At 59.5% G+C, this 19,205-nt stretch carries 17 protein-coding genes and 1 pseudogene; 12 read left to right on the top strand and 6 right to left on the bottom strand.

The features are described 5' to 3' along the window. Positions 1-189: 189 nt before the first annotated feature. Complete coding sequence (locus IIC71_02905; protein MCH7668141.1) at positions 190-654, top strand: hypothetical protein; 465 nt, start codon at positions 190-192, stop codon at positions 652-654. A 15-nt stretch (positions 655-669) separates the two neighbouring features. Here the strand turns inward: IIC71_02905 and IIC71_02910 are convergent, their stop codons facing one another. The 4 genes from IIC71_02910 to IIC71_02925 all read right to left on the bottom strand — a co-directional run bounded on the left by IIC71_02910 (position 670) and on the right by IIC71_02925 (position 3,480). Next, the gene (locus IIC71_02910; protein ID MCH7668142.1) at positions 670-978 is read right to left on the bottom strand and encodes a hypothetical protein; all 309 of its coding nucleotides are present in this window, start codon (positions 976-978) and stop codon (positions 670-672) included. A 198-nt stretch (positions 979-1,176) separates the two neighbouring features. After that, on the bottom strand, positions 1,177-1,671 hold the full coding sequence (locus tag IIC71_02915) for a hypothetical protein (protein MCH7668143.1): 495 nt from the start codon (positions 1,669-1,671) through the stop codon (positions 1,177-1,179). Next, positions 1,619-2,107 (bottom strand): hypothetical protein, encoded by a 489-nt coding sequence (locus IIC71_02920; protein ID MCH7668144.1) that lies wholly within the window; start codon positions 2,105-2,107, stop codon positions 1,619-1,621. The genes IIC71_02915 and IIC71_02920 overlap by 53 nt, the downstream gene beginning before the upstream one ends. A 509-nt stretch (positions 2,108-2,616) precedes the next feature. Then, positions 2,617-3,480, bottom strand: a complete 864-nt coding sequence (locus tag IIC71_02925) for a crotonase/enoyl-CoA hydratase family protein (protein ID MCH7668145.1) — start codon at positions 3,478-3,480, stop codon at positions 2,617-2,619. A 104-nt stretch (positions 3,481-3,584) separates the two neighbouring features. On the opposite strand from IIC71_02925, the gene IIC71_02930 reads away from it, so the two are divergent. The 3 genes from IIC71_02930 (at position 3,585) to IIC71_02940 (ending at position 5,788) form a co-directional block, all read left to right on the top strand. After that, complete coding sequence (locus IIC71_02930) at positions 3,585-4,436, top strand: endonuclease/exonuclease/phosphatase family protein (GenBank protein MCH7668146.1); 852 nt, start codon at positions 3,585-3,587, stop codon at positions 4,434-4,436. A 124-nt stretch (positions 4,437-4,560) separates the two neighbouring features. Next, a complete protein-coding gene (locus IIC71_02935; GenBank protein MCH7668147.1) occupies positions 4,561-4,833 on the top strand; it encodes a hypothetical protein in 273 nt (90 codons plus the stop codon). Positions 4,834-4,969: 136 nt separating this feature from the next. Then, complete coding sequence (locus tag IIC71_02940) at positions 4,970-5,788, top strand: MFS transporter (GenBank protein MCH7668148.1); 819 nt, start codon at positions 4,970-4,972, stop codon at positions 5,786-5,788. Positions 5,789-5,803: 15 nt separating this feature from the next. Here IIC71_02940 and IIC71_02945 read toward each other — a convergent pair whose 3' ends face one another. Next, positions 5,804-7,411, bottom strand: a complete 1,608-nt coding sequence (locus IIC71_02945; protein MCH7668149.1) for an AMP-binding protein — start codon at positions 7,409-7,411, stop codon at positions 5,804-5,806. Between the two features lie 194 nt (positions 7,412-7,605). Here IIC71_02945 and IIC71_02950 point away from each other — a divergent pair, with 194 nt between their 5' ends. Both IIC71_02950 and IIC71_02955 read left to right on the top strand, forming a co-directional pair. Further along, complete coding sequence (locus tag IIC71_02950; protein MCH7668150.1) at positions 7,606-7,800, top strand: hypothetical protein; 195 nt, start codon at positions 7,606-7,608, stop codon at positions 7,798-7,800. After that, positions 7,766-8,127 (top strand): annotated as a pseudogene (locus IIC71_02955) (type II toxin-antitoxin system PemK/MazF family toxin). The gene IIC71_02950 and the pseudogene IIC71_02955 overlap by 35 nt, the downstream one beginning before the upstream one ends. 50 nt (positions 8,128-8,177) lie before the next feature. Here IIC71_02955 and IIC71_02960 read toward each other — a convergent pair. After that, a complete protein-coding gene (locus IIC71_02960; GenBank protein MCH7668151.1) occupies positions 8,178-11,735 on the bottom strand; it encodes a DUF4020 domain-containing protein in 3,558 nt (1,185 codons plus the stop codon). Between the two features lie 124 nt (positions 11,736-11,859). Here IIC71_02960 and IIC71_02965 point away from each other — a divergent pair, with 124 nt between their 5' ends. From IIC71_02965 to IIC71_02990, 6 genes are all read left to right on the top strand, one after another. After that, a complete protein-coding gene (locus IIC71_02965) occupies positions 11,860-12,423 on the top strand; it encodes an SRPBCC family protein (protein MCH7668152.1) in 564 nt (187 codons plus the stop codon). 80 nt (positions 12,424-12,503) lie between these two features. Continuing rightward, a complete protein-coding gene (locus IIC71_02970) occupies positions 12,504-13,001 on the top strand; it encodes a (2Fe-2S)-binding protein (protein MCH7668153.1) in 498 nt (165 codons plus the stop codon). Then, positions 12,998-15,385 carry a molybdopterin-dependent oxidoreductase gene (locus tag IIC71_02975; protein MCH7668154.1) on the top strand — a complete coding sequence of 796 codons (2,388 nt, stop codon included), beginning with the start codon at positions 12,998-13,000 and terminating at the stop codon, positions 15,383-15,385. The genes IIC71_02970 and IIC71_02975 overlap by 4 nt, the downstream gene beginning before the upstream one ends. Positions 15,386-15,387: 2 nt before the next feature. Further along, entirely contained in the window at positions 15,388-16,245 is an 858-nt protein-coding gene (locus tag IIC71_02980; GenBank protein MCH7668155.1) for a xanthine dehydrogenase family protein subunit M, read from the top strand. A 324-nt stretch (positions 16,246-16,569) separates the two neighbouring features. Then, positions 16,570-17,589: an iron ABC transporter substrate-binding protein gene (locus tag IIC71_02985; GenBank protein ID MCH7668156.1), complete on the top strand. Its 1,020-nt coding sequence runs from the start codon at positions 16,570-16,572 to the stop codon at positions 17,587-17,589. After that, positions 17,561-19,156 carry an iron ABC transporter permease gene (locus tag IIC71_02990; GenBank protein MCH7668157.1) on the top strand — a complete coding sequence of 532 codons (1,596 nt, stop codon included), beginning with the start codon at positions 17,561-17,563 and terminating at the stop codon, positions 19,154-19,156. Before IIC71_02985 ends, IIC71_02990 begins: the two co-directional genes overlap by 29 nt. The last annotated feature ends 49 nt before the right edge of the window (positions 19,157-19,205 follow it).

Below are 19,205 nucleotides of genomic sequence, written 5' to 3' on the forward strand. Positions count from 1 at the left end.
GCATGCGATCTCTACCTGGCGGTGTGGAACCGGGGTGATGATTCGAATGTGACCATCACCGGCGACCATGAACTATTCGAAACGTGGCACCGCAATCACCGAATCCGCTGGTCGTAGGCGACCAGCAGCCACCCACAACAAGTATCAATCAGGCACATATGCGCACCGTATCATGCCTCCCAGCCGGTTATGCGCCACGATCCGCGGCTATCTGAGTTCTTTCCCAAGTGCGATGCCACCGACTACGAAATTGCGACCTCGGGAACCGCACTCAAACTCCGACATCTATGGGAGCAACTTGATTCCCTAAGAGCTGTCCTGGAAGCACAGGCTGCCCTCCCTCTGCGTGAGGCGATCTTGCAGTACGTTGAAGCAGTCTCAGGCCAACTCGGCAAGCGTCTGGGTGCCCTCCTCGCCCGAACCGGGCTGAGTGGCACGGATCCGGTAACGGGTGCCGAAGCGGGCAAGATGCTATGTGTGACGCAGCAACGGATCAGTCAGATCGTGCGACAACTACATAGAAGAACGGATCTCGCCCGTCCACCGGCGGGGATATGGATGCCGCAAATCGCCGCCGCTGAGTCCGATGGCTGGCGCGTCGAGTTCTCGGTTCGCGGCATTGAGGCAATCCGCTCGCTCTCTAGATCTCAGTGATGGAGGACGCTACCTCTATCCGACGCTGATCGATCCTTTGCGGATGCGCGACGTGAGAGCCTTGTACCCATCGTCATTCAGCTCTAGAACGACTGGGCGGCTACGAAAGGTACCGATGTAGGCTGTCGCTTCGCCCTCGGTCCAGTCCTCATCCATCAAGACGATGGCGTACTTCGTGGAGTACCAGGGAGGAGTTAGACCGCCGCCGCCCTCCGGTGGCATCGAGGACGCTTGCACGATCCACGGCTGCGTGTTGAGCTCGATGTACGCCTGCGGGTCTCTCCGCACCTCGTGGTAGGACGTCATGATCCGGAGCTTCTTCACGTGATGCTCTTGAACTCTCTCGCCACGAGCCCGAATCGCTCCATCACCGTGTCAGCCAGGATCTCAAAGGCACTGCCGGTAGCCGTGCATGCGACAACGCTGGTACCAAACACTCGCGACCCGACTCGGTTGCGGCTTGAAACGCTGAGCCTCTCACCGAGCCGGTGAGCCAAGCGATCGACAACGTTGACGCTGGGCTCATCGTTCTGGTCCGTTGAGGAGGGCGTCGATGAACTTCTTGGACCACTCTGGATCGTCGTAATCTGGCTTGCCGATCACGATTCTCTCGGTGCGAACGCGACTGTGCGGAACAGTTGATCGGCTGGGATTAGCCCCATGCACCGATTCAGTACCCAATCCACTATCGGCACTGCCGCGCCAGCTCCACTTCGAACGGACAGCGTCAGACCGATGCGGCACCTGGCCAGCCCAAAGCTTGAAGCTGTACCGCAATTCCCCAAGCCGGAATCGCATGGTCCAGAAGGGCGAACGGATCCGTCCGATCAAGCTGGCTACACGGTACTTTGCCAACTCAGGATCGAAGAACTCCTTCACGCCGTCGAACGACGTGCGGGCTTTAGGAGCGTTGACGGCGGTCTCAGAGTCAAGGGCAATGGTCAGGAATGCCTCGGCGAATCGCCTACGGTCGGCGAACGACTTGAGAGGCCAATGTTGGCCGGAGACACGAGTCACAAAGTCGACGTACTCCCCGCATGGCACCGGATGGGATAAGAAGCGCTTTGAACACCCCCCGCACATCATCGTTTGTCACCGGTTCCTCTACTTCAATCGCTTCTGGCCAGGCGCACAGCGTGTCGCCAGAGCTCGCCCCATATGCCATTTCGTGCATGACGTATTTCCGCAGGGCGTCCGTGTCACCGCTCGCCATCTCGGCCATCACGACAGTGTCCTCATCGATGCTCGTCCTATCGAGCAACACGAAGACGACACCTGTTCCGAGATCCAGCAGCTGCAGTCCGATGCCAGGCCACTCTTCATATCCGAAATAGACAAGATATCGGCTGTGTTCTGGCAGGACACTGTCGAAGAGCTCATGAGCCAACGTGTCGGCCCAAATATCGTTTTCGGTGCGGTCGATAGCGATCTGATATACCAACTCCTCCAGCATCACGGGACTGTCGCTCCGTGACAACTGATGCTGAATCTCACGCGTGACGTGTTGGGCGAGGTCTTCGTGGTCAGACGAGGTAGGCATGTGTGGCGTTCAACGTATCACGAGACCGAAAGATGTGACACGGTTAGCCTTTTCTGCTTGGAATGGGGCGTGCGCTGTTTGAGGGGTTCCCGGTGTCCCGTCAGGCGAAAGTCGAAAGTCTCACGATTAGCACAGGTTGATCCCGGCGGTCTCGACGTGAGGAGCGGCATGCGCTGCGCAAGACGTGCTCGGACCAAGATAAACCCAGAATTGGCGTAGAAAGCCCTGGTCACAGACCCCCCTTCTGAGCTCGGGTCAGGAGGCGTCGAGCAACGGGTGCCCCACCCCCATTCAGTTGTCACCTCCAGGCTTCAGGGGGTCTCCCTGTTTGCGGAGTGTGAGACGCCGACCAGCCAAGCAATCTCATCGGGATCGCATGCGTAGGGCCGTCGCCTTTGGCAGCCGAACACTCGACGGAGACGTCAGCTTTCGGTTTCGCTGGGACGGGAACCGTAGTCACCGAACGGTTCGTCACGCTCGCGGACAACTTGGCGCCAGCCAACCTTTTGGGCCCGTGCAACAAAGTCGAGGCCTTCTTGTGTGTGGCGGGCAACACCGTCAAACAACGTGCCAAGTAGACGTGATCGTTCGGGTCGATACATCTCGCGTGCAACGTCGTTGCACAACAGCTTGAGCATCTGGAGCTGGTTGAGCGGCAACAGCGCCATCCGTTGTGCAAGAGCCGTTGCTGTCTCCAGAAGTTGGCCCTCGGGCACGACCTCCAACACGAACCCGATGGCGGCAGCTTCTGTGCCTGTCATTTCGTCACCAGTGAGCAGGTAGCGCTTCGCACGCTCAAGTCCGAGGCGAGCTATCCACATCCAAGGCGCTTCCGGTGTGCCCCAAACTCGCGCAGGTGGGTAGCCGAACCGCGCCGAGTCGGCGGCGATAATCATGTCAGCGTTGAGGATCATGTCTGTCCCACCCGCAATGCACCAGCCCTGCACGGCAGCAATGGTGGGTTTCGACAACTCGAATAGTTTGGCCCAGGTGTCCGCATAGCGGCTGATCATGGCGAGGTCGGCAACCGAGTCCCACACCCGCCCTTCATCGGTTCCCTCGGATGCCTGCGCCACTGTCGACCAGTCGAGGCCAAATCCCGCGCAGAATGTGGGCCCTTCGGCGCGGATGAGAACGACACGTACGCTCGGGTCGGTGTCTGCGTCGTCGAGCGCGTCGGCAAACTCCTCACGAAACTGTGGTGTGATCGTGTTGTACTCGTCAGCCCGACACAACACCAGCGACCGAACCGCCCCATCATCTTCGATCCGTACTGCCTGTCCCACGATGCCTCCCGAAGTTGAAATGTCTTGTGACACGACCTTGCCAGCCTGATGCGTTCCGACACTACCGGCCTCGGGGCCGTGAGCGCCAGAAGGTCAACTGGAGGATGCTGCGCACCCTCTGTCGCGGTCTCCAAGGACGTCTGGTTCCGACGGCCACTCGTGGTGTCAAGACCTCCATCGGGTGCGCTTGTCGGAGTTTCGACGACCGGTGGTTTCTTGTGCATCCGTTCACATTTCTTGCCTGTACCTACAACTTGTGGTCGACGTTTCGGTGGGAGGAACGGCGGCGGCCGCTGGAGCGGTTTCTTGAACTCCACCGCCCTGACATTTTGTGCGCTCAGGAGCTGTCACCCGGGGCGGCGACCCTCATCGGCGACACGATGTCTGCAATGAACCGAGTTGACGACCCGTTCTCGGGTTGGCTTAACGAGGGCAATATTTTTTGGAACACGGACTTGTTCGAGCTTGTCGACTACGGGGCCGTTGACATCGGGATGCTCGAAGAGAACCGACGTCTGTTTCACGTCAGGTTGCAGACAACTACCGGCGTGACGGTCGTGATCGCAACGGCGCACTTCAGTTGGTCCGGCAACGTTCGCGAGATCACCGAGGACGTCAACATCCGTATCGGCCAAGCCGAAAGGGCGGCCGTAGCTCTCGACAGTCTGGTCGGTCCCGACGAGCCGGTGTTGTTCATGGGGGATTTCAACGGCTACATCCACCCGTTGCGTAAGCTACGCAACGCCGGTTTTGACGACTCGTTCATGTCCGTTGGACGCCAACCCAGTATGACTTTCCCGGCGTTCCCAATCGCGCGGCAGCCGCCGGAATTGCTCGACTGGATGATGCACCGCGGTCCGATCCGTCCGACGTTGACAAGCGTCATCGATTTCCACGTCGCGGGGTTTCCACCCTCAGATCACAAACCCATCCTCACAACGTACCAACTCCAGTAGGGAGATGGATCAGTCTCCGAACCACGCCGTCCTTTGAAATTCGACGAACAACGCGGGCTGGATTCGCCAGCGAGTAACCTGCGGCGCGAAATTGAGATCGGTGGAAGCTGTGGAGCCACGAGCGGTGAGCGAGCGTAGTTTGGTTGGGGCGGTTTCGCCGCTGTTTATTGGCCTTGCATTCTTGATGGTCGGCAACGGGTTGATCGGATCACTTCTTGGGATTCGCGCCGCGTCCGAGGGTTTCCCAACGTCTATCATCGGTGTCGTGATGGCGTTGTATTACGTCGGATTCCTCGTCGGTTCCTTGAAGATCCCCGGGTGGCTTGCAAGCGTCGGACACATCCGAGTGTTTTCTGGTCTCGCATCTCTCGCCGCTGCAACCACCTTTCATACTTGATCGTCCTTGCTCCGATCTCGTGGGGAGTGCTGCGGTTCGTCGCCGGTCTGTGCATGTCTGGTTTGTATGGACCGTAGAGAGCTGGCTCAACGACCGTGCCTCAAATGCCACTCGGGGCCGACTCCTATCCATATACATGCTGGTCGTCACGCTCGGGTTAGCAGCCGGACAGTTCTTGCTCGGTTCGGCAGATCCGAGCGGGACAAAGTTATTCTTGGTGGCCGGGATTTTGACGTCGTTGGGTGTCGTCCCGGTCGCTCTCATCAAGATCCCAACGCCTCGCCGGCCGATCCCAGTTGAGGTCTCGTTGGGGGCGCTCGTCAAGAAAGCTCCACTCGGAGTCGTTGCTGTGGCACTGTCGGGTGCGGCGGGCAGCTCCATCCTGGCGCTCGGCGCGGTCTTTGCAACAAACGTCGGGATGGCACCAGGCAAGGTCGGGTTGTTCATGGCGGCGTCGCTGGCCGGCGCAGTCGTGACTCAGTATCCACTGGGGTACCTCTCAGATCGGTTTCCCCGCAGAAGAGTCATACTGGTCGTTGCCGGGGGAGCGGTTGTGGCGGCGGTCTTTGCGATTCCCGTCGCGTCAGATAACGGAACGCTCTTTGTTCTCATGTCCCTCTATGGGGCCCTTGCATTCCCGATGTACTCCCTTGCGGTGTCGCACATAAACGACGTGATTCCCGAAGACCAGCTTGTTCAAACCGCCGCCGGCATCATCTTTGTGTTCGGAATCGGGTCGGTTGTCGGTCCGCTGACCGTCTCTGTCGCGATGACCGTGTTCGGTCCGGTCGGATACCTGTGGGGCCTTGCGGCGTTCTTCCTCCCGGTTACGGTGTATGCGCTTGTCCGGGTCGTCTTTCGGGATCGACCGATTCAGCGCCGATTTATCAACCTGCCCCACCGATCGTCAACGGCCGCCGCGATGCTGGCCGATCGGTCACGCGAAAAACGCTAGCCCATTGCCCTGCCATCAGGTCATGTTGCGTAGGTCTACCCGTCGGATCTTGCCCGAGATCGTCTTCGGCAGTTCGCTCATGTATGCAATCTCGCGAGGGTATTTGTACGGCGCGGTTATCGCCTTGACATGGTCCTGGATTTCCAACGTGAGTTCGTCCGAAGCTTCGTAACCGGGCGCCAACACGATGAACGCTTTCACGATGTTGCCGCGTAACTCGTCTGGTTTGCCGACCACGGCAGCTTCGGCCACCGCCGGATGTTCGATCAGCGCCGACTCCACCTCGAACGGACCGATCCGGTAGGCAGCCGAGAGGATCACGTCGTCGGCCCGGCCCACAAACCAGAGGTAGCCGTCCTCGTCGCGATACGCCCGGTCTCCCGTGTAGTACCAGCCGTGTCTGAACACGTCGTTCGTTTGCCCGTCGTCCTTCCAGTATCCGCGGAACAGCCCAACGGGCCACGGGTCGGTTTTGACCGCAATGTGACCCTCCTCCCCGTCGGCGCATACGGTGCCGTCGTCATCGACGATGTCGACTTCCATCCCGGGTGCGGGCAACCCCATCGAACCTGGTTTGACCGTGACGGTCGGATAGTTGGCGACAAGGCATACCGTTTCTGTCTGCCCATACCCGTCGTACGCGACTGTGCCGGTGGCCGCCTCCCATGTGGCAATCACCTCAGGGTTCAGCGGTTCACCCGCACTCGTGCAATGGCGCAGCGTCGACCAGTCATAGGCTGACAAGTCCATCTGGGCGAACGCCCGATACAGTGTCGGTGGAGCACAGAACGAAGTCACACCGAGTTCGCCGATCAGGGTCATCATCCGGTCGAAGTCTGGCTTGCCGACGATATTCCACATGACGACCGTCGCGCCGATAATCCACTGTCCGAACAGCTTCCCCCACGCGGCCTTCGCCCACCCGGTGTCCGACACGGTCCAGTGGACATCGTCCGGGGTGAGATCGTGCCAGAACCGGGCCGTGATCTCGTGGCCGAGAGCGTAGGAACCGAGATGCTGAACCATCTTGGGATGGGCTGTTGTTCCCGATGTGAAGTAGAGCAGCAGAGGATCATCCGAGCGCGTGTGCTCAAACTCAGCCGGCTCGTCGGGCATTTCCGCAAGAGCTGTGCCAAAACTCGTCCAGCCTTCCATGTCGGCGCCGACCACAAACCGGGCTGTGATCGAGGGACATTGGTCCAGAACCCCCGAGAGGCGTTCCGCCCCGGCTTTGTCACAGATCGCGGCTGCGGCGTCTGTACGGTTTATGCGGTACACCTGGTCATTGGGCATAAGCTGGGTGGTCCCCGGCATCGGGATGGCCCCAATCTGAAAACAACCAAGCATTGCGGCGTACCACTCAACAACGCGCGGGAGCTGGACAAAAACCCTGTCACCCTTACCAATGCCGCTGCGTTTCAGGAGATGTGCGGTCCGGTTTGCAAGGTCTGCCAAGTCGGCAAACGTGTAGCGGTTGATCGTGACACCGTCTGGTTCGACCCCGATAAGTGCAACCTTGTCAGGCGTTTCCGCAGCTCGTGCGCCTATCACGTCACCGGTGAAGTTGAAGAACTCAGGTATCTCGACCCTGAACTCCGCAAATGTTTTCTCGTAGTCGACCATGTTCGCCACGCCACCACCTCCTCCCGCGAGCGTAGTCCGTGAGTGGATTGTCGATCCAACCGGACCAAGCCCAAGGATGTCGTCTTCGCAATAGACCGGTCGTAAACCTGCCGTGTGGGGTTGGTCACTCGGCTAGAAACGCTGTTCTATGCACGCGAAGGCGGCGACAAATATCGCCGTGTATCGTGCAACGCATGCGCACCGCTAGCGTTCGGATAGACACCGCCACCCACCAGGAACTGAAGCAGCTCGCAATCGCACTCGGAGCCACGTTGGGTGAGACGATCGCGCTTGCAGTACGCCGTCTTCGCCAGGACCGCATCGGCGAGGAGTTAGCCGCTGCGCTCACATCCGATGACGTCAGGTGGCTCGATACGGACCTCGGTTGACGTAGCGTACCTGAGCAACGGTCAGCCATCGGGGAGAGAAGCCGATCTTTTTCACCCTGTGGTCGTTGTCACCGCGCAGCGGATTCTGGACGCCCGGCCGAGGATCGCACGGGTTGTACCGTTAACGACCACGATTCGCGGGATCGGATCGGAAGTTCTGATCGAACCGGACAGCGCCAATGGCTTGAGGCTCCCCTCGGCTGCGCAATGCCACCACGTGCGCGCTGTATCAATCACCCGGGTGGAACGAGTCCAAGGCAACGTAGGTCCGGTCGCACTCACCAGATCCGCGACGTCATCGGCCTCATCCTCGACATACCGACGTAGCCGTCGTCCGCTACCACTTCGTGTACAGCTGCCGGAGCTGATGAACTTGGCTAGCCGATCTCTGACTCCGGCAACCAGTCCGCCGCCCCGGCGCAGCCGAGCCGGAGCGCTTCGTTGACGATCGAAGTGAGATCTTCTGTGCTCGCTTGTGCGCTAGTCCTGAGGACGATTCTTTCCAGTTCTACGCAACCCCAAAATGGCTCTCCAACGTCCTTTAGGAGATGCCCGAGTAGGCGAGCGAACTGGGCCGGGGACTGATCCAGTTGAGCGTCCTTCAGGCTGCGCAGGAACGTTCGGTTCCCATCCAGGTTGGCTGGCGAGGCTACGGCAAGGTTGACGCCGTCCTCGATCGAGTCGGTGAGATACACCACCCAAGCCGCTATGGCGGAGGCCTCTTCCTTGGTCAGCACAAGCGGAATGCTCGCAGCCCGGTCCGTCCAGTACTGGTGCATCCACTGTTGCCATTGGGATTCCACTGCTTCTGATGTCAGGTCGTCGAGAGTCCGCGCCACTTGTTCCATCCACTCCGTCCGAATGTGGGCGTCAACCGTCGCAGTGAATTTCTTGATCCAAGGGAGCGGATCCGTCTCGCTGTAAACCGCGACGCCTGCGAGATGTTGTAGTAGCCGCTGACGAGATTCCTCAGAGAAAGATCCAATTCTCTCAATAGCCCCCATGTAATGCTCGTCTAGACCTGCCGCGAGTAGGCCATCGTCCCAGCGGCCCCAAGAGAGGAAGCCGTCCCAAGTTCGGAGCGCACGAACTGGATCTTCCCAACTGAGAAGCGGCAAGATCGTTTCTGTGCACCACTCCCGATCGGCTTTGAAGAAGAAGTAGACCTGACTCGCCAGGATTACTTCAGCATTTGCACTACGGTCGTCTCCGGCAGAAAGCAATCGTTCGAGCGACGTCCGATGTTCCTGTGTAAGTCCCGTCCAGGCATCGCCAGCGTCTCGCCAGTCTCCCGCGACTACTTCAATCCAGAATTGAGTTAGTTGGCCTGCTGGACGATTAATCGCACGGAACAGCCAGCCGCTGTCGACAGTCTCTGGCGTCGTACCACCGAGGCTATTCCAAACTTTCGTGGCGAGTTCTTGCGCTGCGGGCGATCGATACCATTCGGTAGGAGACCCTTCGCCTTGCCCTCCCTCGGACAGGAGTCGGGTGATCTCTGTAACGACGCCCTGCATATTCTCTCGCGTGAGCCGCTCCAGAATGACAGTCGCGGTTTCTACGTCGACCTTTGCCGATTCCCAGCCACGGATGACAGCGCTGAGAATCTTGGAACTGCTATCCGTATTCGCGTCAAGCACAGCGATTCCGTCTTGAGGATGCTCGCGGATGGTTTCGATAAGCACGGTCTCGGCGTCGGTCCATGTGGAACCCTCGTGAGAAGGCTCTGCATCCTCGTACCCTTGGATCTCGAGTACCGCCGCGGCGGGATCGTCAGCGATCTTCTCATGGAGCTCGGTGGCGGTCATCGGCGGACTGCGAGGTACAACCCTGAACTCGGTCGAAAATGACAAGTCAGGCCGCGCTGGTATCTCGAACTCTGGGTGCTCTTCCCGTAGACGCCCGAGCGCTTCCTCCGCACTCAGGAGGCCAGGGGCTTTCTCCGCGATCCGGGCGAGGATGTCGAGCTGGGCATAGTCGCTGAGACCTCGGCCAGTCTCTGTCTCGGCGCCTGCCGTGATGTCAGCGACGAGATCATCGGCGACATCTCGGGTTGCGTTCGGTAGCGCCATCTCGATGAGGTGAAATACTTCGGGCCGCAGCTGGTATTTCTGTAGCCAACCGCTCTCTCTCAGCCAAGAAATCTTCGTTGTCTCGTCCACGTCAGACCGGATTGTCCAGCCGTGGATTGCCAATCGTTGCAGTATTGGCACGTTCGATGCAGCCCAAATTGCGATGTACGCGGATCCGGTGCTGTTGCTGGCATTCAATTCCGTCTCGAGGCTGTCACGGGCGGCATCAATCAGGACATCGACAGGGGTTTCGATCGCGTAGTGCGGCGCGGAACGGATCGTCGTTCGGCGATCAGAGAGAGGATCCCACCCCCACCGATTCGAACCTGCAGTCTCGCTAATCCGATGCCCCTGTCGAAGATTCTTATCGGCGATAGCGAGCAGCTCCAGGGCAGCGTCTTCTAAGTTGGGTTGGAAGAGATTTTGCCAGGCTTCCGCGAGCCAGTAGGCACCGCCACGAAAGGTGACGTCGAACCGGGGCATGGCATCAGATCCGTACGTCCTTTGCAGCTTTGCGCGTGGCTCGGTGAGATGATCGAAGAGCAGGAGGGCCGCTTGCCGGTGATCCGGCCATTGCGATGCGTCCAACGCATATTCGAGTAGCTCGTTGTCAACTTGCTGCGAACTCTGGACTAGGAGTAGGAGCCACGGTGAGACCCAGTCAGGTCGTGGTCTCGCCATGCGATGAATGTGGCTTCCGATGGCTACCCAAAGCTGAGGCCCGAGTTCGCCACCGTTGACCCGCACAACCTCAAGGGCCGCGTTCGACAGATCTTTGTTCCCCGCGAAATGTTCGGCGAACCAATTTGCGAGAGCGAGAGTGCATCTGTTCGCCTCCGCTGTCGGCTCGAACATTCGCTTAAAGTGTGGCTGTTGTCCTGCCCAGTCCAGCCACTCTTGCCCTCGTGCGCTGGCCGTGAACAGCCGCACAGTCTCGGGGTCGGCGATCGCACGTTGCAGCTGGTCGTGTTCCTCCGGTATCCGAGTAGGGGCTGCGGATACGAGTCGCGCGATAAGTTGCTGGCGCTCCAGCATTCCTATCGACACTTCGTTAGCCCAACCTTTGATGATGTCGACAAGATGCTCGTGTGGTTCTTCGGCTACCTCGCGTGAATCTTCGACTGCCTCGTACCAGATCGGGCGAATCCCCAACTGCCGCCAGTCCGTCGAGTCGGACTCCTGGATCGGTTTTGGAGCAAGAGCGTAGCGATGCGAATCGCGTCCGAGGCTGCGGGCGAGATAGCGCATGATCATGTCGCTGTGGCTGTATCCGATGAAGAGCACGGTGTATTTCGTAAACATGCGCTCCAGGAAGCGAGCAGCCCAGGCGTCGCGAAGATATGCGCGTCCGAAGTCCCCGTCTGTAACCACGAGGTGGCGTGGTTCTTGCCGTAGGTTCCCATGTAAATAGACGAGGCCGTTGAAATCGTCGCCGGCTGGCAATGCGGGTCCAACAAATTCGTCATAGTCGAGTCCGGCGTCCTTGGCTGCACGTGAGAGATGCAGGTCGTAGTTTGTTGTCACTACGCGACTGGTCCCGGCCGCTCCAACAAGGTTTGTTATCGCGGCATGAAGTGCATTCGGTTCAGAGTCTGGCGAACTCAGTAGGTCACGGACTCGCAGATGCACGTCCACGTCGGCGTCGGCGTCGTCGATCCTGCCCAGTAAGCTCTCTGGCCGGTCTAGCTCCCCGTCACGAATCTCTACATGAGCGTCGTCGGCGATTGTCTTGGCCAGGATCCGAAACCTAGGGAGACCCGATGGGGTTCCTACCGAGGCGCCCGCACCGACGAAAACGACCAGGCTTCCGGCGCCATGTGCCTCGATCAGGGCCTGTGGTAGTTCAACGTCGCGGATCAACATCTCGCGTCAACGATACCCCCTGGTGGGAGTCACACCGCGAGAACGGTAACGCGCGACTTCAGAATCAGTGCGGGGGCCAGCTTTTGGCGGGGGTATAGTCGGATCCCGTTTTGGAGGAGTTCGATTGAAGATCACTGACACGTTTGAAGTTTCTTGTGACATTGATTCTGTGTGGGCGCTTTTTCAGGATGTTCGCGACCTTGCGTTGTGTTTGCCGGGCGCTGAAATCACTGAGGACCTTGGCGACTCGCGGTACAAGGGCACTGTTGAAGTGAAGCTTGGGCCGATTGCGGTGTCGTTCGAGGGCGAGGCAACAGTGCTATCCGACAAGGCCGAGCGGCGTGGCACGGTGAAAGGGCGCGGTGCGGATCGTCGGGGCGGTAGCCGTGCGCAGTTGACCGTTGAGTACTCCCTTGAGGCCACCGATATTGGCACCCGGGTGACTGTCGACGCCGACATCATCCTCTCCGGCCCAGCCGCTCAGTTCGGCCGTGTTGGACTCATGAAAGAGATCACCGGGCGCATCATCGAGCAGTTCGTTGACTGTATTGAGGCCAAGCTCGCTGCCGAGTCACCCGAGGAAGCCGCCGAGGTGCGCGCCGCCGAGGTCAAGGGCCTTTCGCTCTTTCTTGCAAGCGTATTCGCCCCCGTGATCCGCTTTTTCAAACGAATATTTGGCAAATCCTGAGCTTATGGCCGGTTTGCTCGACATAGAGCACCGCGTGTTGCTAACTTCGGTGTTACGACATATCTGAAGAGGAGATCTCTATGGAAGTTTCGCTGACTGTCAATGGACAGGATGTCAGCGCCGACATCGAGCCACGAATGCTTCTCGTACACCTCTTACGCGAAGAGCTTGGCCTCACAGGCACCCACGTCGGATGCGAGACCGGGTACTGCGGTGCTTGCACCGTACACATCGATGGCCAACCGGTGAAGTCTTGCACGATGCTTGCGATTCAGGCCGAAGGCATGAACGTCACGAGTATCGAAGGTCTCAAAGACGGCGACTTGCACCCCGTGCAAGAGGGTTTCTGGGAGCGGCACGGCCTCCAGTGTGGGTACTGCACCCCCGGAATGATCATGTCGGCTGCCGGCATGCTGGCGCAGAACGACAATCCTTCCGAAAGTGAAATCAAGCACGGCATCGAGGGCAATCTGTGCCGCTGCACCGGCTACCACAACATCATCAAAGCAATCGAATACGCAGCCTCCAAGATGCGGGGCGAAGAGCCGGCTGCACCAGATTGGGAGGTCAGCGTATGAGTACGACAAGCGCACTCGGCGGGATTGTCCGGCGTCGTGAGGACCCGGCATTGATCGAGGGAAAAGGCCGATATGTAGACGATATCAAGCTGCACAACGAAGCCGCGTTGGCCTTCGTCCGCAGTCCGCTCGCCCATGCAAAGGTTCTGTCGATCGACAGCTCGGCTGCGTTAGCAATGGACGGTGTTTTCGCCGTGTACACCGCGGCGGACGTTGAGCACATGGGTGCTCTGGTCGCGCAGGTCGCGATCGTTCCACCCCCGCTGCTCAATGGCGATGTCGTGAAGCACGTTGGTGAAGCCGTTGCGATGGTGGTGGCGAGTGACCGATACGTTGCTCAAGATGCGGTAGACGCGATCTTCGTGGACTACGAGCCAATGGATGCCATCGTCGATCTGACCGACGCAGCGTCTGACAGGATCGTGATCCACGAAGGCACGGAGTCGAACACGGTGATCTCTTGGGTCGCACCGTTTGGTGCCGAACCCGATGCTCAAGCTGCCGTGAAAACCGGCATCGAAGAAGCGATGGCCCGCGACGACACGGTCGTAGTCAGCCAGAAGATGACCAACCAGAGGCTTATCCCGACGGCCATCGAGCCGCGCCGGGTGCTCGCCGATTGGGAAGCTGGCTACAAAACGCTCACTGTGCACACTTCCTCACAGATTCCACACGCGGTTGCGGGCGGTATCTCCGTCATGTTGGGGCTGCCGTCTACCAGCGTACGAGTCATCGCCCCCGAAGTTGGGGGAGGTTTCGGATCGAAGCTCAACGTCTATCGAGAGGAAATCCTCGTTGCTTGGGCATCGCAGCAACTCGAACGACCAGTTCGGTGGACCGAGACGCGCCGCGAAGCAGCCAACGCCACGACCCAGGGTCGTGGTTGGATTGGCACTGCGACCGTTGTTGGTACCAGCGATGGAGAGCTTCTGGGTTACAAGTTCGAGGGCCTTGCGGATCTCGGTGCGTACACCCAAGGTTTGGGCGCGGCCATTCCGTTTCTCGGACTCTTCGTTGCCTCTGGTCAGTACAAGATGCCGACGTACTGGAAAGTCGACTGTGTGGTGACCAACACCGCAACGATCGATGCCTATCGCGGTGCGGGCCGACCCGAAGCGATGTACTACATCGAGCGGATCATCGACATGTACGCAAGACAAATCGGCATGGATCCGGCAGACGTTCGGCTCAAGAACTTCATCCCAGCCGAGGAATTCCCCGTCGCGATGTCGCCGGCGGGATTCGCAATGGACACCGGCGACTACGCGATGAACCTCAACGCTCTGCTTGAGACCGGTGCGTACGACGAGATGAAGGCAACTCGAGAAGCTGCTCGCGCTGAAGGCCGTCATGTCGGCATCGGTCTGGCGACGTACGTCGAGGTGTGCGGTTTCGCACCGGCGGGATTGGCCGACCTCGGCTTCTCGTGGTCGGCGTACGGGCTTCCGTCAGCGTACAACGGGTCGGGACTCGTTCGGGTGAACCCGGATGCGACCGTCACCGTCATGATCGGGACCGGTCCAAGCGGTCAGGGCCACCAAACAACGTGGGCACAGATCGTGAGCGACAGGCTCGGGATTGCGGTCGAGGACATCGTGGTGCACCATGGTGACACCGGCGTCTCGCCGATGGGGATTGGCTCGTTCGGATCCCGTTCGGCTGCAGTTGACGGCTCCGCAACGTACGAGGCGGCAGATCGGGTCAGGGCCAAGGCTGCCAAGATCGCCGCTCACCTGCTCGAAGCGAATGAGGAGGACATCGTGTTCGCCGACGGCGCCGCGCACGTTGCAGGCTCTCCCGATAGTTCCGTCGCGTGGTCTGAGATTGCCACAGCCAGCTACCAGGCGCACAAGGCGCCGGAGGGTTTGGACGGCGGACTTGAGAGCGAAGTGCTCTTCAGTCCAGCCAACGCAACCTGGCCGTTTGGTGCACACCTTGCGCTGGTCGAAGTCGACGCCGAAACGGGCAACGTCGAGATACTGCGGTACGTTGCCATGGACGACTGCGGCAATGTGATCAATCCGATGATTGTCGACGGTCAGATCCACGGCGGCCTTGCGCAGGGTATTGGTCAGGCGCTGCTCGAAGAGGCCGTGTATGACGAGCACGGCAACCTGCTCACCGGCTCGATGGTTGATTACCCAATCCCGACCGCCGGCGATGTTCCGATGTTCGAGCTTCATCGCACCGTTACCCCGACAGACATCAACGCTATGGGCGTGAAGGGAGTCGGCGAGGCCGGAACTATCGGGTCGGCACAAACCATCGTTAACGCCGTCGTCGACGCTGTCTCTCCGCTCGGAGTGACACACATCGACATGCCGCTCAGACCAAAACGTGTCTGGGAGGCAATAAACGCGGCATCCGGAAACGGGAGGGCGTAGAAATGTATCCAAGAAAATTCGACTACCTAGCCCCTACAACGATGGATGAAGCGCTCAGCGCGCTGTCCACAACACCGGATGCCAAGATCATGAGTGGCGGGATGAGCCTCATCCCGATGATGAAGCTGCGGCTCTTGTCACCGGCGACAGTGATCGATATCGGCCGAATTCCCGGACTGGATGAAATCGAAGACCGCGGCGACTACCTTGCCATCGGTGCCTCGGTGCGTCATGCCCAAACCGCGTCGAGTGACCTTGTGAAGACCTTCGCCGCAGCCCTTGCGCGTGCAGCCGCGCTAACCGGTGACGTGCAGGTGAGAAATCGTGGAACGACGGTTGGCGCTGTTGCGCACGCCGATCTCGCGGCCGACCAGACCGCGGCGGTGCTGGCGCTTGGTGCAACGATGGTGGCCCGTTCTAGCAGCGGGACTCGTGAGATCGCGGCAAGCGATTTCTTTGTGGACACGCTGACGTCCGCTTTAGCTGAAGACGAGATTCTCGTCGAGGTCCGCGTCCCCAAAGCGGGCGACGGAGAGAGTTCGGCGTACACCAAACTCGGCCGTCACGGCGGAGAATCCGATTACGCCGTGGCCGGTGCTGCTGCGTGGGTTCGTGTAACCAATGGTTCGGTGTCGGATGTACGTATAGCGCTGACCGGTGTTGGCTCCAAGCCGACCCTTGCAGCCAGCGTTGCTGAGGCGCTCATCGGCTCTGACGGATCGGATGCCGCGATTGCCGGTGCCGCTGTCCACGCCACCGACGGTATCAACGTGCTTGAGGACCTGTACGGCTCCGAAGAATACAAAGCGCATCTCGCCACGGTGTACGTGAAGCGAGCGCTTTCGGCCGCCTTGAGGTAGCAAACACAACCAGTCAAACAGAAGATGGGCGCCGGTCGCGCCGGTGGAAGCAAGGCGCGCTGCCAGGAGGCCGTTTTGTCGCGTGATTTGCTGCAGGATTGGGTCAGAGGTGCCGGGAGATCCGAGGTTCGGGCCGATTGGCTCTGCAGACTTCGTGGCACTCGGCATGATTGTTCGTTCAGACAACAGAAACAGCACCCTTGGAAGCGGAGGTGCCTATTCGTCGTTAGGCATACCATACAAGTAGTGATAGGCATGATTTACACTATGGCGGTATGTGTATTAACATCCCGGTTCTCATCACAACGAGGACTGGGGTCCACGATGAATACTGACCGTCGTTTTCGAGTAGCTGTCTCGATCGCGGCTTTTGCTGTTTTTGCATCGGCGTGCAGCTCATCAAGCAACGAAGTCGTCACTGTGTACTCTGGGCGGTCCGAGAACCTGATCGGGCCGATCCTGGATTCATTCACGGAGGACACCGGAATCAAGGTCGCGATTCGTTATGGACAATCAGCGGAACTGGCGCTGCTCATTGAGCAGGAGGGCGATCGGTCGCCAGCCGACGTGTTCATTTCCCAAAGCCCCGGTGCAATGGGCTACGTCCAGCAGCTTGGGATGCTCCAGACCCTTGCTGACGACATCATCGCACTGGTACCGGCGGAGTTCGCAAACGCCGACGGACAGTGGGTGGGGATGTCCGGCCGGGTTCGGGTCATTGTCTACAATAACGACCTGATCGATCTTGCCGATCTGCCCGATTCGGTGTTTGACCTCACCGATGAGATCTTTCGTGGAAAAGTCGGCGTTGCACCCGCCAACGGTAGTTTTCAAGACTTTGTAACCGCAATGCGCGAGATCAGCGGTGACGACAAAGCGTTGGAGTGGTTGGAGGGCCTCGTGGCCAACGATGCCCAGACGTATACCAACAACACCGCGATCTTGGCAGCAGTGTCGCGCGGAGAGATTCCTCTGGGGTTGGTGAACCACTACTACAACTACCGGGCGCTTGCCGAAGACCCTTCGCTCCCCACCGAAAACTTCTTTTTCAAGAACGCCGACATCGGGTCGCTGGTGATTGTCACGGCGCTCGGGATAGTGCGATCCGACTCGACGAACCTGGACATTGCCCAGCAACTCGTTGCGTACCTGTTGAGCGAAAAAGCGCAAACGTTTTTCTCCGAGAACACATTTGAATATCCCCTTGCCAGCGGAGTCGCGGCTGCGGGCAACATTCCGGTCCTCGCCGATCTCGAGGTCGCTACCTACGATCTTGACAGTCTCGGTGGGGGATTGACGCGGACCAAGGAACTCATTGATCAAAGTGGGCTTGAGGACTCGTAACCAGCATCCGTCTACGACGGGAGGGTCGCCCGGCTGGTGGCTGATCGCAGCCACCGTCGGCGTCCTATTCGCCGCGCCGTCTGCGTACCTAGTCGTGCGCTCAGCACAGCTCGGGGCCAACTTTCGTTCGGTCGTGTTTTCGCAACGAACTATCGGCCCCCTGACCAGATCGCTCGCACTTGCATTCGCAGTAACACTCGGCTGCGTGGTGCTCGGGACCGCACTCGCGTGGCTTGTCCACCGCACCGACATCCCGGGTCGCCGCATATGGTCAATCGTCGTACCTCTCCCGCTTGTGATCCCGTCATTCGTTTTCGCCGCCGCAATCCGTCATGCGTTTGGCCAGGGTGGTCTTGTAAGTGGCATTCCGCGTCTCAGTGGTTTCACCGGCTCATTTCTGACCCTTGTCGCTCTGTCTTACCCGTATGTGTACCTGCCCGTTGCGAGTCGGCTGCGTCGCATCCCGCCGAGCCTTGAAGAAGGCGCCCGCATGTTGGGCTCGTCGGCGTGGAGGACCTTCCGCACGGTTGTCGTGCCGCAGGCGCGCGGTGCGATTGCTGCCGGCGGGCTGCTCGTGTTCCTCTACGTACTCAGCGACTTCGGCGCCGTTTCGATCATGCGCTATGACACCCTGACGAGGGCGATCTACTCTGCGCGACTGTCCGACCAGTCGACCGCGGTGTCTCTCGGACTGATGCTTGCCCTGCTTGCGATCGCTCTCGGATACGGCGAACGTTGGTTTCGTTCAGATGTCGACGATGGTCGGCAACTCGTAGGCGTGCCCCGGGTGTACACGTTGGGACGGCTCGCTCCGCTCGTCAGTATTGGCGTTGGCGTGGTCACCGCGGTTGCTTTGGTGGCGCCAATCGGCGCGTTTCTGGCGTGGTGGATTGGAGGCGTTTCTGCACCCGGATCGGGTTACGGAGGCTTTTGGGATACCATCTCTGGACTGCGAGGAGCAGCGTTCAACACGGCACTCGCGGCGGGTATTGCTGCAGGTGTCGCGGCGGCCGTGGTGTTCCCTCTTGCGTATGCAAAGCGCAGGCTCAGTGTAGGAATCGCACCAGTTTCATCGGCGATTGTCGTCGGATCATTCGCGTTGCCGGGACTCGTCGTTGCTTTAGCCATCGGGTTCTGGGCGGTTCAAGCTCCCTGGGCATGGGTGTATCAGTCGTTTCCGATCTTGATTCTTGCGTACGTCGTCCACTTCGGGGCGCAGTCCCTGCGGAGCTCTCAAGCAGCGTTGGACGCCCTCAGCGTACGTTACGATGAGGTCGCCCGAACGCTTGGTGCGACCCAGCGCAGACGTCTGATAAGCATCGACATCCCCCTTGTACTTCCCGGAATCGGTGCCGGCGCAGGTCTTGTGATGTTATCTGTCATGAAAGAATTACCGGCCACCCTGCTGCTCGCACCAATCGGATTCGAGACCTTGGCGACACGCATCTGGACTGCATCCGAAGGTGGGTTCCTAGCTGAAGTCGGCATTGCTTCCCTAATGCTGATTGTTATTTCGGCCATCCTGACCTGGGGGCTTGTTTTGCGGACAACAGCACACGATCGGTAGAGTCCGCACCTTCGGGTGTCTTAGGGTGCCGCATCGGACCGGAGCAGAT

It is taken from the genome of Acidobacteriota bacterium, from assembly GCA_022562055.1.
In the GTDB taxonomy this organism is placed as follows: domain Bacteria; phylum Actinomycetota; class Acidimicrobiia; order Spongiisociales; family UBA5794; genus BMS3BBIN02.

What these genes read in the sequence shown, in the direction of transcription:
- IIC71_02980 (MCH7668155.1), top strand. Translation starts at nt 15,388, where the DNA reads ATGTATCCAAGAAAATTCGACTACCTAGCCCCTACAACGATGGATGAA.
- IIC71_02945 (MCH7668149.1), bottom strand. Translation starts at nt 7,411, where the DNA reads ATGGTCGACTACGAGAAAACATTTGCGGAGTTCAGGGTCGAGATACCT.
- IIC71_02975 (MCH7668154.1), top strand. Translation starts at nt 12,998, where the DNA reads ATGAGTACGACAAGCGCACTCGGCGGGATTGTCCGGCGTCGTGAGGAC.
- IIC71_02920 (MCH7668144.1), bottom strand. Translation starts at nt 2,107, where the DNA reads ATGCTGGAGGAGTTGGTATATCAGATCGCTATCGACCGCACCGAAAAC.
- IIC71_02985 (MCH7668156.1), top strand. Translation starts at nt 16,570, where the DNA reads ATGAATACTGACCGTCGTTTTCGAGTAGCTGTCTCGATCGCGGCTTTT.
- IIC71_02930 (MCH7668146.1), top strand. Translation starts at nt 3,585, where the DNA reads ATGCTGCGCACCCTCTGTCGCGGTCTCCAAGGACGTCTGGTTCCGACG.
- IIC71_02940 (MCH7668148.1), top strand. Translation starts at nt 4,970, where the DNA reads ATGCTGGTCGTCACGCTCGGGTTAGCAGCCGGACAGTTCTTGCTCGGT.
- IIC71_02905 (MCH7668141.1), top strand. Translation starts at nt 190, where the DNA reads ATGCGCCACGATCCGCGGCTATCTGAGTTCTTTCCCAAGTGCGATGCC.
- IIC71_02950 (MCH7668150.1), top strand. Translation starts at nt 7,606, where the DNA reads ATGCGCACCGCTAGCGTTCGGATAGACACCGCCACCCACCAGGAACTG.
- IIC71_02970 (MCH7668153.1), top strand. Translation starts at nt 12,504, where the DNA reads ATGGAAGTTTCGCTGACTGTCAATGGACAGGATGTCAGCGCCGACATC.
- IIC71_02960 (MCH7668151.1), bottom strand. Translation starts at nt 11,735, where the DNA reads ATGTTGATCCGCGACGTTGAACTACCACAGGCCCTGATCGAGGCACAT.